Source organism: Serratia sp. TSA_198.1, assembly GCF_052686505.1.
In genome coordinates this window covers 293,402-308,315 of record NZ_JBQZFP010000001.1, presented here as the reverse complement: position 1 = coordinate 308,315, position 14,914 = coordinate 293,402, and the positions used below count along the sequence as shown (strand labels likewise).

Annotated in this window: 15 protein-coding genes; 3 read left to right on the top strand and 12 right to left on the bottom strand. The window is 59.5% G+C overall.

Annotation, left to right across the window (positions count from 1 at the left end):
- Positions 1–27 precede the first annotated feature (27 nt).
- Both ACUTSW_RS01410 and ACUTSW_RS01405 read right to left on the bottom strand, forming a co-directional pair.
- Positions 28–1,716 carry an ABC transporter substrate-binding protein gene (locus ACUTSW_RS01410; RefSeq protein ID WP_445583504.1) on the bottom strand — a complete coding sequence of 563 codons (1,689 nt, stop codon included), beginning with the start codon at positions 1,714–1,716 and terminating at the stop codon, positions 28–30.
- 154 nt (positions 1,717–1,870) lie between these two features.
- A complete protein-coding gene (locus ACUTSW_RS01405; protein WP_063202694.1) occupies positions 1,871–3,289 on the bottom strand; it encodes an aminotransferase-like domain-containing protein in 1,419 nt (472 codons plus the stop codon).
- Positions 3,290–3,433: 144 nt separating this feature from the next.
- Here ACUTSW_RS01405 and ACUTSW_RS01400 point away from each other — a divergent pair, with 144 nt between their 5' ends.
- From ACUTSW_RS01400 to ACUTSW_RS01390, 3 genes are read left to right on the top strand one after another with little or no spacing between them, the layout of a single operon-like run.
- On the top strand, positions 3,434–4,834 hold the full coding sequence (locus ACUTSW_RS01400; protein ID WP_445583503.1) for a cytochrome ubiquinol oxidase subunit I: 1,401 nt from the start codon (positions 3,434–3,436) through the stop codon (positions 4,832–4,834).
- Between the two features lie 2 nt (positions 4,835–4,836).
- Positions 4,837–5,844: a cytochrome d ubiquinol oxidase subunit II gene (cydB, locus tag ACUTSW_RS01395; RefSeq protein WP_445583502.1), complete on the top strand. Its 1,008-nt coding sequence runs from the start codon at positions 4,837–4,839 to the stop codon at positions 5,842–5,844.
- A gap of 14 nt (positions 5,845–5,858) precedes the next feature.
- Positions 5,859–6,008 (top strand): DUF2474 domain-containing protein, encoded by a 150-nt coding sequence (locus ACUTSW_RS01390; protein WP_073972093.1) that lies wholly within the window; start codon positions 5,859–5,861, stop codon positions 6,006–6,008.
- 10 nt (positions 6,009–6,018) lie between these two features.
- Here the strand turns inward: ACUTSW_RS01390 and ACUTSW_RS01385 are convergent, their stop codons facing one another.
- The 10 genes from ACUTSW_RS01385 to ACUTSW_RS01340 form a co-directional block, all read right to left on the bottom strand.
- Positions 6,019–6,285, bottom strand: a complete 267-nt coding sequence (locus tag ACUTSW_RS01385) for a hypothetical protein (protein ID WP_445583501.1) — start codon at positions 6,283–6,285, stop codon at positions 6,019–6,021.
- Positions 6,282–6,506 carry a hypothetical protein gene (locus tag ACUTSW_RS01380; RefSeq protein ID WP_004945754.1) on the bottom strand — a complete coding sequence of 75 codons (225 nt, stop codon included), beginning with the start codon at positions 6,504–6,506 and terminating at the stop codon, positions 6,282–6,284. The genes ACUTSW_RS01385 and ACUTSW_RS01380 overlap by 4 nt, the downstream gene beginning before the upstream one ends.
- Positions 6,507–6,628: 122 nt before the next feature.
- On the bottom strand, positions 6,629–7,720 hold the full coding sequence (locus tag ACUTSW_RS01375) for a fatty acid desaturase family protein (RefSeq protein ID WP_445583500.1): 1,092 nt from the start codon (positions 7,718–7,720) through the stop codon (positions 6,629–6,631).
- Positions 7,717–8,799, bottom strand: a complete 1,083-nt coding sequence (locus tag ACUTSW_RS01370) for a fatty acid desaturase family protein (protein ID WP_445583499.1) — start codon at positions 8,797–8,799, stop codon at positions 7,717–7,719. The genes ACUTSW_RS01375 and ACUTSW_RS01370 overlap by 4 nt, the downstream gene beginning before the upstream one ends.
- Entirely contained in the window at positions 8,792–9,925 is a 1,134-nt protein-coding gene (locus ACUTSW_RS01365) for a sterol desaturase family protein (protein WP_445583498.1), read from the bottom strand. The genes ACUTSW_RS01370 and ACUTSW_RS01365 overlap by 8 nt, the downstream gene beginning before the upstream one ends.
- On the bottom strand, positions 9,922–10,539 hold the full coding sequence (locus tag ACUTSW_RS01360; RefSeq protein ID WP_445583497.1) for a phosphatase PAP2 family protein: 618 nt from the start codon (positions 10,537–10,539) through the stop codon (positions 9,922–9,924). Before ACUTSW_RS01360 ends, ACUTSW_RS01365 begins: the two co-directional genes overlap by 4 nt.
- On the bottom strand, positions 10,536–11,822 hold the full coding sequence (locus ACUTSW_RS01355; protein WP_445583496.1) for a F390 synthetase-related protein: 1,287 nt from the start codon (positions 11,820–11,822) through the stop codon (positions 10,536–10,538). The genes ACUTSW_RS01360 and ACUTSW_RS01355 overlap by 4 nt, the downstream gene beginning before the upstream one ends.
- Positions 11,819–12,625, bottom strand: a complete 807-nt coding sequence (locus tag ACUTSW_RS01350) for an MBL fold metallo-hydrolase (protein ID WP_445583495.1) — start codon at positions 12,623–12,625, stop codon at positions 11,819–11,821. The genes ACUTSW_RS01355 and ACUTSW_RS01350 overlap by 4 nt, the downstream gene beginning before the upstream one ends.
- Positions 12,618–13,634 (bottom strand): NAD-dependent epimerase/dehydratase family protein, encoded by a 1,017-nt coding sequence (locus tag ACUTSW_RS01345; protein WP_445583494.1) that lies wholly within the window; start codon positions 13,632–13,634, stop codon positions 12,618–12,620. The genes ACUTSW_RS01350 and ACUTSW_RS01345 overlap by 8 nt, the downstream gene beginning before the upstream one ends.
- Positions 13,631–14,638, bottom strand: a complete 1,008-nt coding sequence (locus ACUTSW_RS01340) for a 3-oxoacyl-[acyl-carrier-protein] synthase III C-terminal domain-containing protein (RefSeq protein WP_445583493.1) — start codon at positions 14,636–14,638, stop codon at positions 13,631–13,633. The genes ACUTSW_RS01345 and ACUTSW_RS01340 overlap by 4 nt, the downstream gene beginning before the upstream one ends.
- Positions 14,639–14,914 lie beyond the last annotated feature (276 nt).

Sequence of the window (14,914 nt, the reverse complement as noted above, 5' to 3'; positions counted from 1 at the left end):
GCACGATGGCGCGGCGGCGTCTTGCCGTTACTGAACCCGTTTGACGTCCGGCAGGCTGCCGGTCAGGCCGTTGTAGACGTCCGGTTTAAAGCCGGTTACACGGGCGCTGCTGGCGCTGAGGATTTTGCGGTTGCCCAGCAGGATCACCGGCGGATCTTCGGCCAAGACCTGATACAACTGGTGATACAACGGTTTGCGTTGCCCGATATCCAGCGTAGCGTTGGCCTGGCCGATCAGCTTGTCCACCTGCGGGTTGTTGTAGCCGGTTTCACTCACCTGGCTGATGTAATCGCGCACCCCATCATGCGGATCGTTCAGGCTGCTGGTACTGAGTGATGCCAGGTCATAATTGCCCGCCTTGCGTTGCGCCAATAAGGCGTTGAAATCCAGCACCTGCGGCTTCAGCAGCACACCAATCTGCCGGTAGTTGTCTTTGGCGATCGGCACCAGCGCGTCATTCAGCAATTTTTTGGTCACCAGCAGCGTCAGCTCCAGCTTTTTGCCGTCTTTTTGGCGAATGCCGTCCGCGCCCGGTTTCCAGCCGGCCTGCTCCAGCAGTTGCTTCGCTTTGTTGACGTCGTAGGCGTACGGATTAATACCCTGTGGATCGTAAGCCCAGGAAACAGGAGAGATCGGCTGATTAGCCACGGTGCCGTACCCCTGATACACCACGGTAATCAGCTTTTGGCGGTCCAGCCCGTAGATTAAGGCCTGCCGCACGCGCGCATCCTGCAACGCCGGCCGCTTAAAGTTGAAATCGATACGGCTGTAGTCGCTGGAGCTGTACAGATTGATGTTGGCAAAGCCGAGCAGCTTCAACTGCTCAATGTCATCCGGCTTGGCGGTGAAGGCGTCGTAATCGGTTTCGCCGGTCTGGAACAGTTGGAAGTTGGTGGCCGGGTTGGTCACGCGGTAAATAAAGCGCGCCACGGCTGGCTGACCGAGGTAGAAGTTCGGGTTGGCGTGGAAACGGATCTCCTGCCCCGGCACGTATTTATCGTAAATATAAGGCCCGTTGCCCAACGGCTTGCCGTTCAGCGCACGCACGCTCTCCAGCTTGCCGCGCTGGTAATCCTTGCCGTAATAGGCTTTCGACAGCACCGGCCCGCCGATCAGTTGCAAGGTCGTCGCCCCCGGCTGGGTGGTGGTGATTTGAATAGTGCGATCGTCGATAACCTTCAGCCCGCTGATGCTGGGCGCGGTGCCGTTTTTGTATTCCACCCCGCCCTGGATGTGCGCCGGAGCAATGTCGGTGTCGCCGTCATAGGCCGGGTCATGCAGCAACGTCAGGGTAAAGGCGATATCTTCCGCTTTTATCGGCGATCCGTCGCTGTAGACCAGGTTGGAGCGCAGCTTGAGGGTATACACCCGGTTGTCCGGGCTGATCTGCCAGGATTCTGCCAGCCGCGCCACCGGTTTGCCCTGGCTGTCCAGGCCAATCAAGCGGGTGAAAATCACGTCGGTAACGTTCTCGTCCCAGCCGTTGGTAAACAGATAAGGGTTAAAATTGCCCTGCGGCTCAAGAATACCGGCCACCACGGTGTCTTTACGCAACTTGGCGGCCGCCGGCACCTGGCTTGGGTCGGTTGCCGGGGTAATGCCTTCCGTCAGGGATTCCGCCTGAGCGCTGAAGGCCAGGCCCACGGCACAGGCTATCGCCAATGGCGCCAGCCGTTTTTGCAACAGTTTGTTTATCTTGTTTTTTATTCTGCTCACCCACTGCCCCTTGTCTGCCCGTTGATTAAATGTGACAAAATTTATCGCAGAGTAATGGGCGGCCGGAGGGCTGTCTAACAACGAAACCGGCATTCCATTGCCGGATAAAGCATTATGAATTTTTCTATTGCGATGCTTACCTGCGCGGCGCCACTCAGCCTGCCGGTTCGAGCTGCCGGATAAGTTTGGCTAAGGTTTTGATCGCCGCCTCATGCTTGTCGCTCCAGTCGAAAGAGGCGTTCAGGCGGAAGCAATGGTTGAAATGATTGCCGGTGGTGAACATTCTGCCCGGCGCGATGCTCACCCCCAGCGCCAGCGCACGCTGGTACAGCTCCATCGACGACAGCGCAGGATCCAGCTCCAGCCAAAGGAAGTAACCTCCGTCGGGCTGGCTGACCTTCACGGTGGGCGGAAAATGGTGGGCAATCGCCTGGCGCATCATGCTCTGGCGCTGGGCCAGCAGCCGCCGCAAACGCCGCAGGTGAGTATCGTAGCCGCCGTGCAGCAGGTAGTCGGCAATCGCCATTTGGGTCGGCACGCTGGTCGATACGGTGCTCATCAGTTGCAGCCGCTGGATCTGCTGCGCGTAGCGCCCCGCCGCCACCCAGCCGACGCGAAACCCCGGCGCCAGGCATTTGGAAAACGACGAGCAGTGCAAGATCTGGCCGCCGTTGTCCAGCGCCTTGGCCGGCAGCGGCCGTTCCGCACTGAAGTACAGCTCACCGTAAACATCATCCTCAATCAACGAAATCTGCCGTTCACGCAGCAAGGACACCAGCCGCTGCTTGTTCTCCTCCGGCAGGGTGGCGCCCAGCGGGTTCTGGAAGTGGGTCATCAGCCAGCAGGCCTTGATCGGATACTGTTCCAGCGCCTGCTCCAGCGCGTCCAGATCGATACCGTCCTGCGGATGGGTGGCGATCGCCACCGCCTTCAGCCGCAACCGTTCGAGCGCCTGCAACGCGCCGTAAAAGGCCGGCGATTCAATCGCCACGTAATCGCCCGGCTGGGTCACCGCCTGCAGGCTGAGGCTCAGTGATTCCATTGCCCCGGCGGTAATCACTATCTCGTCCGGAGCCACCTGCATGCCGCTCAGCGCATAACGCTGGGCGATGTTACGCCGTAGCGCGTCGTTGCCGGGCGGCAGGTTGGCCAGCGAGCTGTGCGGCGTAAACTTGCGCGCCACGCTGCTCAGCGCCCGCGCCAGCTTCGGCTGGGCAAACAGCGTAGCGTCGGGAAACGCCGAGCCGAAAGGGACGATTTCCGGATCCTTGCACGCCTGCAACACATCGAAAACAAAGGTGTTGATGTCCACCTGCTCGCTCAACAGCATCTTCTCGCCACGCACCGGCTGCGGCAGCGGCTGCGGGCGCGCCGCCACGTAGTAGCCGGACTGCGGCCGGGCGACGATCCAGCCCTGGCTCTCCAGCAACTGGTACGACTGCACCACCGTCATCAGGCTGAGACCGGCCCGCTTGCCGCTCTCTCGCAGTGAAGGCAGCTTGTCTCCCGCCCGCCACACCCGGTTCTGAATTTGTTCGCGAATCTGTTGCGCAAGCTGTTCGTATCTGGTCATAAGCCCTAACTGTTATATGAAAAAGTGAAATAACTGTCACTATTATAGTCACTGTACTCCGTGCTTAACTTGACGCCAAGCTTTCCACAAAAAAATTACAGCTATACTGAAGAGGTTATTTTATGTCCAACCCAAGGAGGCGCCATGCTGGGTCTTGATGCACTGGAACTTGCCAGAATACAGTTCGCCTTCACCGTGTCTTTCCATATCATTTTTCCTGCGATTACCATCGGCCTGGCCAGTTATCTGGCCGTGCTGGAAGGAATGTGGCTGAAAACGCGCAATGAAGCCTATCGCGACCTGTACCATTTCTGGTCCAAAATTTTCGCCGTCAACTTCGGCATGGGCGTAGTTTCCGGTTTGGTGATGGCCTACCAGTTCGGCACCAACTGGAGTTTCTTCTCCGAGTTCGCCGGCAGCATAACCGGCCCGCTGCTGACCTACGAAGTGCTGACCGCCTTCTTCCTTGAGGCCGGTTTCCTGGGGGTAATGTTGTTCGGCTGGAACCGCGTCGGCCCTGGCCTGCACTTCTTCGCTACCTGCATGGTGGCCCTCGGCACGCTGATTTCCACCTTCTGGATCCTGGCGTCCAACAGCTGGATGCAAACCCCGCAGGGACACGAAATCATCAACGGCCAGGTGGTGCCGGTCGACTGGCTGAAGGTGATCTTCAACCCGTCATTCCCGTACCGTTTGCTGCACATGTCGACCGCCGCTTTCCTGTCCTCGGCCTTCTTCGTCGGCGCTTCCGCCGCCTGGCACCTGCTGCGCGGGCGCGACACGCCGGCAATGCGCAAAATGCTGTCGATGGCGATGTGGATGGCGCTGATCGTCGCGCCGGTGCAGGCGATGATCGGCGATGCCCACGGCCTGAATACGCTGAAACATCAGCCGGCGAAGATCGCCGCCATCGAAGGCCACTGGGAAAACCCTCCGGGCGAGGCCACACCGCTGATCCTGTTCGGCTGGCCGGATATGCAGCGCGAAGAAACGCGTTTCAAGTTGGAAGTGCCCTATCTCGGTAGCCTGATCCTGACCCACAGCCTGACCGAACAGGTGCCGGCACTGAAATCCTTCCCGCCGGAGGACCGCCCGAACTCCACCGTGGTGTTCTGGTCGTTCCGTATCATGGTGGCGCTCGGGATGCTGATGATCCTCGCCGGGGTATGGAGCCTGTGGCTGCGCTGGCGCGGCGGGCTGTACCAGTCACGGCCTTTCCTCTATTTCATTCTGTGGATGGGGCCTTCCGGGCTGCTGGCGCTGCTGGCGGGCTGGTTTACGACCGAAATCGGCCGACAGCCGTGGGTGGTGTATGGCCTGTTGCGCACCAAGGACGCCGTTTCTGCGCACGGCGACCTACACATGAGCATCAGCCTGCTGGCGTTTATCGTCGTTTACTGTTCGGTGTTCGGGGTGGGGTATTCCTACATGATGCGCTTGATACGTAAAGGGCCGCAGCAGCATGAGCATAAAGAAGATGACACCGAAGGCCGGCCGTCGCGTCCGCTGTCTGCGGTGAAAGAAACTCTGGATGACAGGAGCTGAGCATGGGCATTGATCTTCCGCTGATTTGGTTTGTGATCATCGTGTTCAGCACCATGATGTACGTGGTAATGGACGGCTTTGATTTGGGTATCGGCATCCTGTTCCCTTGGGTTAAGGACAGCAGTGACCGCGATGTGATGATGAACACCGTCGCCCCGGTCTGGGACGGCAACGAAACCTGGCTGGTGTTGGGCGGCGCGGCGCTGTTCGGTGCCTTCCCGTTGGCTTACGCGGTGATCCTCGACGCGCTGGCGATCCCGCTGACGCTGATGCTGTTCGGGCTGATCTTCCGCGGCGTGGCCTTTGAGTTCCGCTTCAAAGCCAAAGAAGAAAAGCGCCACATCTGGGACAAGGCATTTATTTGGGGTTCGATCTTCGCCACCTTCAGCCAGGGAGTCGTGGTGGGTGCCATCATCAACGGTTTCCCGGTCAGCGGTCGCAGCTATGCAGGGGGTGCGCTCGACTGGCTGACACCTTTCGCGCTGTTCTGCGGGCTGGGGTTAGTGGTGACCTATGCCCTGCTCGGCTGCACCTGGTTGGTGATGAAAACCGCCGGTGACCTGCAAGCGCGCATGTACCGGCTGGCGACGCCGCTGCTGCTAACCCTGCTGCTGGTGCTGGCGGTGGTCAGTATCTGGACGCCGATTGCCCACCCGGAAATCGCCGGCCGCTGGTTTACGTTGCCAAACCTGTTCGTGCTACTGCCGGTGCCGGTACTGGTGCTGCTCAGCGCCTGGGGCATCCAGCGCGGGGTAACACGCGGCGCGCACTATTCACCGTTTATGCTGACCCTGCTGTTGGTGTTCCTCGGCCTGAGCGGATTGGGCATCAGCATCTGGCCGCTGCTGATCCCGCCGTCCATCACGCTGTGGGACGCGGCCGCCCCGCCGCAAAGCCTTGGCTTTATGCTGGTTGGCGCGTTGTTTATCATCCCGATTATTTTGGTTTACACCTTCTGGAGCTACTACGTGTTCCGGGGCAAGGTCAGCCATGAACATGGCTATCACTGATGAGGGAGGAGAGCATGAACGATAAAACCGCAACCGCACCCACTCCCTGGTGGAAACGCGTCGGCTGGCTGGTGATCATCTGGAGCGCCAGCGTGCTGGGGTTATTCCTGGTCGCTTCAATATTCCGCCTGCTGATGACTGCGGCGGGCATGAAGTCGCACTGACCGATAGGGTTTATCGAGTCGCGCTGTCAGGAAAGTAAAAGGAAATCACCAACGTGACCAAAGGCAAGGCGCCGATCTTCAACAGCTCGAACACTTGCCTGATAGGCTCGCTTTGATCCCAATAAGCGTGGGCAATAAAAACGCCCACGCTTATCACAAAAATCCCGCACAATACCTGGCGTGCCAATCGCAGCCGCTCCATTTCGTCAAACACCAACACCTGTTCCAGGTAAACCCTGCCGGCCTCATCTCGCAGATTTGTGTCTTCGACGCTCATGGGAAGATCCCCACGACTTGCCCCACGGCCTCCAACTGTTCGCCCTTCTCTCGCACGATGCCAAGGGACGTCCCATCCTGTTTCATCCAGTGCTTATCGGCAATGGCGATCAGCGCAAAAGCCATCTTGATCACCTCGGTTTTCTCCATCCCATGACGGCGGGCTATATCGTTTAGATCATCATCAATCTTATTTGATAAACGAATCGGCAAACTACGCATGCGCCACCTCCTGTGGCTGTCTGTCAGTGATATAGAGTCTACTTTACCGGTACGCATCGTTCAATTAGTGAACTGCGTAACGTCTCGCAAATTCAGCAGGTTGCGACAGCATAATCCCTCAATTATACCTGCGGCGGTTTTCGCCCCATCTCGCTGAGAAAACGCTGCTGTAACCGCAGCAACTCCCCCAGTTCAAGTACCCGATAGTCGATACCATAGCGCGGGGCCACCTCGGTAATGATGCGGCTCAACGCGGGATAATGCCGGTGGCTCCAGTGCGGGAACAGGTGATGCGTCAGATGCAGATTCGCCCCGCCCAGCCAATACCCCAGCCAGCGCGGCCGGGTGCGCCAGTCAAAGGTGGTAGCGAACACGTGGCGATACCTGCCGTGTGGTAACGCCCCCTGCTCCGGCGCCTGATAAAATTTCGCCTTGGCCCAGTGGGTGCCGATGATCAGCATCACGAACAGCAGTGAAGAGAGCATCTGGCTCAGCAGATAAACCAGCAGGATCTCGCTGATGCCGATCTCCGGTGGCAGCAGATAACCCGGGATCGCCAGCGCCAGAAGAAAATGCGCCGCTTTGCCCGCCAGAAAAATGCCCCAACCGCGCGCCCCTTGCTGCGCCATGCGTGCCGCCACCCGGGTTCTTCCCGCCCGATCCAGCCAGTCGAACAACCAGATGTAATACGGGAATGTCATGGCCGCCACCAACGGCCAGTAATATCGCTGTGCGCGCATAAAGGGTTTCCAGCGCTGGAACGGCGTCTGACGCAGCACGCCGTTGGCGTCGATATCGGGATCGTAGTGTTCGATATTGTTGTGCGCATGATGAAAAATAACGTGCCGCACACGCCAGCAATCAGAGTCCAGCCCGAGCGGGATGCTGACCAGGCCGTTCAACCAGCGGTTGGCCCAGGGCCGTTTGAAAAACGCGTTGTGCGAAGCATCGTGCACCACGTTTACCGTCAGAAACATGCCGATAAAGATAAAGCCGAAATAGCAGGCGAAATAGGCCCAGACGTTCCGCTGCTGCAGGCCAACAACATAACAGAGCGCGCACAGCGCCAGCAGCACCGCCACCTTCGCCAACATGCCGACATCGGCGAAACGGTGGTCGCGATTGACGGCCAGATAGTCATGGGCCGCCTGCATCAATGCACGATGCAGCCCGGTATCATCGCGCCGAAAAGCCAGCGGACGCAGCGGCTTCATGGCTGCCCCATGCGGCGTAAAAACTGCTGTTGTTGCGCCAGCAGTTCGCGATAGCCGATACAGCGGTATTCCATGCCGTGCTGTGCGGCCAACTGCGCCACAATGTTGGCCAGCGCCGGATAATGGCGATGATTCCAGCCGGGGAACAGATGGTGGGTCAGGTGATAATTCAGCCCACCGGTCAAATGCTGCAGCCAGCGCGGGGACGTCAGCCAGTCGCAGGCGGTGGCGAAGTTGTGACGATACCAACCGTGCGGCATGCTCGCCCCCTCAGGCACTGGGTAAAACTCGGCCTGTGCCCAGTGGGTGCCCAGTAACAAGAACACCACCAACAGCGAGGCGCACATCTGGCTGAGCGTGTAGGTCAGCAATACCCACGGCCAGCCAATGCCATTGTGTTGGCACAGCACCAGCGGCACGCCCAGCACCAACAACAGATGTCCAATTTTGCACAGGATAAACACCGCCCAACCGCCACGGCCCGGCAAAATGTTCTTTTCATGCAGCGGGGTTTTGCCCAGGCGATCCGACCAATCAAAAATCCAGGCGATATAAGGCAAGGAGAGCGCTGCGATCAGCGGCCAGTAAAGATGCTGATAACGCATATGCTTGCGCCAACGCTGGAACGGCGTCTGGCGAAAGAAACCGTTCTCCTCGGTGTCCAGATCGTAATGTTCAACGTTGGCGTAAACGTGGTGATACTCCACATGGCGTACCCGCCAGTAATCCGGATCCACCCCCAATGGCAGGGTTACCAGCCGCCCCACCAGACGGTTCGCCCAGGGGGGGCGCAGAAAGGCATTGTGCGAGGCATCGTGATTCACATTCACGTTAAGCAGCATCCCCATAATCACAAACAGGAAATAGCAGCCGAAAAACGCCCACGCCTGCTGCTGCATCAGCGCCAGGGCATAAAAACCGCCGCACAACGCCAGCAGCAGTGCCGCCAACGCCAGCCGCCCGGCGTCGGCGTAGCGATGGTCATCCGCCAGATAAGCATGCGCCGCACGCTTAAGCGCGCGATGAAACGCCTGTTCCCCGGCGGCGGGGAAACTCAGCGGCGAAAGCGTGTCAGCCATCGGGTTCTTCCTCCGGTGCAGGCGCCGCTTTCCGCCCCCAGCCCAGTGCCACGCACAGGGCATGCAGCGCGGTAGCCGCCATGGTGATGTGCCAATAGCGTTGCGGCCAGCCAAGATACCCCATAAACAGCAACATCATTCCCAGCGTCACCAGCAGCCAGGCGACAATCGCCCAGCCGCGCCCTTCCGACATGCCGCCCAACGCGACCGATCCCAGCGCCAGCAACGCCAGCAGCGCCATTTGCGGCCAGTGAGTGTCGGCGTAGCCGTAGCCATACTGGTCGACATAGCCAATCACCAGGGTAAATAACAGCATCGCGCCGCTGAACAGGCTGAATGCCGAACAGCGGAAGCTAACGTTCGCCGCTGTCGGGCGCCACGCAAGGCGGAAATAACGCAAGAACGGCAGGTTACTGGCCCAAAACGGGTTGTCGGAGGCTTTATCCCCACCGACACCATAGGCAAACGGCGTTTCAGGCAGGCTCGGGCAAAAAGTGCCGAACAGCTTGTCCCAGAAAATAAAACTGCCGCCGAAGTTCTTGTTCGAATAGGCCGGGTCTTTGACATGATGTACCCGGTGGTGGGCCGGAGTGACCAGAATTTTCTCCAGCACGCCAAGCCGGGGCGTCAGGGCATTGTGGTTAAACAGTTGGATGCTGTAATGCAGGATCGAGACCGTGACAAACACCGTCAGCGGCACGCCCACCAGCGCCAGCAGTAAAAAGAACGGTATCGAGGTCAGCGACGAATACCAGGAGTTACGGACCCCCAGCGACAGATTGAAATGCTCGCCCTGGTGGTGCACCACGTGTACCGCCCACAACACCCGCAGATAATGGTGCAAGCGGTGCAGCCAGTAAAAACCGAAATCCCATGCCAGCAGCGCAAACAACCACATCAACAGCTTGGGCCAGCCATCCAGCAGGCCCAAGCTGAAATGCGCGGCCACATAGCCGTAGCAGGTGATCTCCAGCCCGCGAAACAGCCACAGCATGATATGACCGGAATTCAAATTGAACACCACGTCATGCCAGTTGACCCGCTGCCGTTGCACCCACTGCAATACCCCGGCTTCGCCGACGACGACAAACAGCATGAACACTATCGGCATGGCTAAATCGCTCATCCTGCCTCTCCTTTTACCCTATCTCGCCGGGCGCCTTTAATGTGCAGGGCCAGCCAGCCGGCCAGCAACGCCAGTAGCGCCCCGCTCACCAGATCGACAAACAAATGACGGCGCAGTTGCAAAATTGAAACGGCGATCGCCGCCGCCCAAACCAGCAAAAGCACCGTCCTCACCTTACGCTGCCGGTCGCTGAGCGCCCACACCGCCAATACCGTCAGCGCCATATGCAACGAGGGCAGGCAATTTTGCGGTGAATCTACTCCAATCAGTGCCGCCAGCACCTCAGAGCTTAAACCGGTGCCGCTATCCACCGGATATGCCATCGTGGTCGGCCACAACAGGTATATGGCGCCGGCCCCCAGAGCGGTCAGTTGCATGGCCGTTGCCAGCCATTTGACCCGATGAGCCGGTGCCAGCAAATACCCCAGCGGAATGAGGATAAAGAAAGACAGATACAGCCAAACGGCAGCCGGGCTGAAGGGGATCCAGCGGTCAATCGCCGCAGGCGATATCAGGTGCCCCGCCCCTTGCCACCGATCGGCGCTGGAATAAATGACCCCAACAAATCCCCAGCCCAACAACATCTGCCTTAGCCGAAACAGGATTGTTTTCATGCCATCCCCGCCAACCGGATGATCCGCCGTCTTTTTCTGTCAAATTCCGGCATCACCGCCTGTACCGTTAATTGCCACTCCAGCAGGTCGGTAGCAATGCCCTGTTGCCCGAGCACCTCGACCAGGTGCGCCTGACAATGCGCCAACTCAGCCTGGGTGCCATCGGCAATCAATTGCAGACGCCGTGGCGCGTGTTGAATCAGCCGATAGTCGCTGGTCAGCGGCAGCGCATTGGCAATCGCCCGGCTGCACAAGTCGGCAAAGACCACCTGGGCTTGCCGCTGCCTATCCGGCAGAATCAGTTGATCGTCCCTGCGCCCTTCAATGCGGGCTAGCGCCATCGTCGGCTGCCCACACGGGCAGGGTTCGGGGCGCCTGACCAGCACGTCATCCAACCGATAACGCACTATCGGCTGGGTGCTGCGGGTAAAGTCGGTGATCAAGGGGGTAAAACGGTGCTCATCGAGCCACTGCGGTTCAATATGCAAAAACTCTTCGTTCAGATGCAGCGTGCCGTGCGCGCAGGTGGCGGCCAGGAACCCCTCGGTGGCCTGATACACCTCGCCCACCGTCGGAAAAACCTGCGCCAGCAAGCGGCGATCCTGTTCCTCCAATACCTCCGCCACCGAAATCACTTTTTTCACGTTGAGGACGATCTGTTTATTCAGCACCGCCAAGGCCAGCGCGCGCAGTACCTGGGCCGGTGCCACAATCAGGGTGGGTGCCTGCTGCTCCAGGCGCGGCAACTGTGCGCTAAACGGGGCAAACAGGTCATAGAAATCCAGACTCAGCCAGCGATTATTGACGCTCTGATAGAGGTTATTGTCCGCCCGCAGAAACAGCGCGACGCGTTCGCCCGCAAACAGCCCATCCGGCAGCATCTTCGCCAACATGCCGCCGGCCCAGACTTGCTGCTCGCGCGGGCCGACGACGAAAATGCCGCGCTGACCGGAAGTGCCAGAAGACAACCCAACGCTGTATTTACCGATTTTCGGCGTGAAATCCCGCTCAGTCTCGCTGCGCTGCGCGCAGGCGAGCAACGTGTCGCGCTGCAACCCGGCGGTATTCATTTGGTCGAATTGCGCCATCATCAGCGCCTTGTCCATCAGCGGCCAGGCGGCGATCGGTTGCCGGCTGAAGCGCCTGAAGTAAGGGCTTCTCGCCAGCACCCGGCGGGCGAAGACGTTAAGCCGTTTGGCCTGATGCGCCTCCAGTGCCGCGCGATCGGCAAAAATTAAGCGCCGGGCGCGAAAATAGTGCCACAGCGTCATTAACGGGATCATAGATCCCCCTCGTGGCACAGAAGAATGTTCACGTTGCCGCCCGCCCACAGTTGGTTCAGCCGTTCCAGCGTGCGGTAATAGCCTTTGGGATCGTCCATCACCAGATTGGCCAGCACTGACGGCCCTCGCAGTTGCTGATAGCTCAAGGGCGACCAGGCGGCATCGCTGGCCAACAGCGTCCAGCCGCTCTCGGTGAGAATAAACGCGCCGATATGGCCCGCCGCGTGACCGGGTAACGGCACCAGCAGGATCTGCCCTTCACTGCCCGGCAGCACATATCCCCGCTCAAAAGGTGCCAGCAGCGCAGGCAGACTCACCTGCGGAAAGCCCTCGATAAAGTGCAGGCCACTCTCGAAATCGTCGGGGATCAAACCGGGGATAAAAGCGCGTTTTAACGCAGCAAAGCCACGCAGCGTGCGGGTTTGCTGCCAGCCTTCACCAGAGCAGATAAACTCGAGATGATTAAAATCACGCAACCCGGCAATGTGATCGGCATGAAAGTGCGAAACAATCAGAGCCTGAATATCATTGGCGGCATAACCGGCGCCGCGCAACTGCTGCGCCAGCGACTCTGCGGGATCGAAATAGACCGGCGTCATATGGCGGTAAAGGCGAAAAATGCCCGACTGCGTTTGCTGCTGGAAATAATGCGCATAACCGGTATCCCACAGCCAGCGGCGGTTCCCTACCTCCAGCAGGTAAGCGCGTGCCGGGAATTTACACACCCGCAAACCCGCCCCGCGCAGCGCCATGCAACCAATGTGAGTGCAGTAGCCCACTTCAAAGACCCTGACCTTAGCCATGGTTCGCCCCCCGCGGATTTTTAAGCCACTCGCCGGTCAGGCGGATCCCCTCCTCCATCGAATAGCGCGGCCGATAGCCCAGCTCTTCAACGGCGCGGGCTTGGCTCAGCGTCATATCGAAATGCACCGCCGCCACGCTGTAGCGCGTCAGCAACGGTTCTTTGCCGGTAAAGCGAGCCAACAGTTCAAGCCCGCCGGCCAACGCGTAGAGCAACGGGTACGGCACCGCTTGCAGTCGGTAATTCAGCCCCAACTGCTGGTGCAACAAGGCGTGCAGCATGTCAGCCAGCCGCTGCGGCTGGTGATTGGTGATGTTGTAAACCGCGCCGGATGCCAACCGGGGCCGGCAACTGGCCAGGTCCATCGCATGCACCACGTTCAACACAAACGTCAGATCCAGCATCGCCCGCCCACCGCTGGGCAAGCGCAACACGCCCCCATCGCGTTCGAGCTGTTGCAGCAACCTAGGCACAATCACCCGGTCATGCGGCCCAAACAGGCCCCTGGGGCGCAGAATAACGTAGGTGGTTTGCGGGTAGCGCGGCACCAGCGCCTGCAACCGCTGCTCGGCGGCATACTTGCTGCCTGCGTAATGGTTGGCGAAGCGTCGGGCGCGGTAACCCTCATCAACATCCTGATGCGGACGAAAATCGAAGTAAATCGCCGGGGTGGAAATATGAATAAAACGCCGGATGCCGCACTGGCCGGCCGCCTCCGCCAGTTTTTCCGTCGCGGTAGCATTGGCCTGATAGAACGCGTTTTTATCGCCCCAGGGTGAAGATTTTGCCGCGCAGTGCCAGACCCAATCGCAGTCGGCCATCAGTTGTCGGCACTGCTCCAGCGTAGCCTGCACCAAATCCAGCGGGACAAATTCGGCGCCCATCTGACGCAACCTCTGTCCGGCCTGGCTGTCGCGCCCGGTGGCGCGCACCTGATGACCCGCCTCCAGCAACCACTGCGCCGCATTGCGCCCCAGACCGCTGGTGGCCCCGGTAACCAGCACCTTCATGGCAGCAACACCATGCCGGCCAGCGACAGCCCGGCGGCGGTGCCGATCAGCATCACCGGTTTGCCGGGATTAAAGCGGCCTTGAGTGACCGCTGCGTGCAGCGCCGTAGGAATGGATGCCGCGACCTGATTGCCGTGGTAGGGATAAATATCCACCAACACCTCGTTGGAAACGTGCAGGCGCTTGCGCATGTGTTCGAGCGAAAGATGGCTCGCCTGATGCGGCACCACGGTGGCGATTTGCGCCAGTGTCAGCCCGCCGGCCGCCAGCAAGCGGGCAAGATAGCCTTCGATCAATGCCGAAGCCTGCCTGAACAGCTGTTTGCCCTGCATATGGAACAGAAAATCGCTGGCGGTCATGCCGGCGCGCGGATTACGGCGGGTGCCGCCCGCGCGGATCTCACACAGCTCGCTGCCCGCCGGATAGGTTTCCACCAAGCTTGCCAGAATGCCGCCGGCGCCGTCGCCGCGTTCGACAATGGCGCAGGCCGCGCCGTCGCCAAAGATCAGCGAGGACTCCTCATGCTCCCAGTCGATGCCGCGCGAAGCCAAATCCGCCGACACTATGGCAATGCGCCGATAGGTGCCGGCATTCAGCAGCCCGGCGGCCACCTGCAGGGCGGAGATAAAGCTCACGCAACTGCTGTTGATGTCAAAACCTGGGGTGCCTGGCGCCAGTCCGGCTACCTTGAGAATGTGCGCAGCGGTGCAAGGTAGCGCCTGGACAGAAATCGCCGAGGCGGAAATCAGCAGGTCAATCGAGTGTGCGTGAAGCGAGTGGCGGGCCAAGGCGTCATGTAATGCGGCAGCGGCCAGTTCGGCCTGACTGGCGTCGTCGGTGGCGTGAAAACGGTGAACAATCCCCGAGCGTTTTTCAACATAGCCGGCCGGTTTGCCCAACAGGCTATCCAGCGCGGAGGACGCTATACAGTTTGGCGGCAAAGCCACGCCGGTGGCGATGACTTTGAGAGGTAACAAAGCGGGTGAACCAGAGTGTATTGTCATTATTATTAATAAGTAACCTGAATATCCATAAAGCGACCTCCCGGCGCTGTCGGCATGGCGACGGCGGCAGGTCATCCCCGGTTTTTAATTTCCCAAATGCCCCTTGAATCTGGGCTAGCGATCGTAGTTATGCGGTGCAAGCAACCGGTATCCGCCGGCGCAGCCATCGTAACCATACTGAGATATTGACGTCAGGGCAAGACAGCAAAAATGCACCGATTAAGGTGCATTTGTGTTGAGGGCAAGAAGGGGATCTCGCCGTGTTGATTCTGGTGT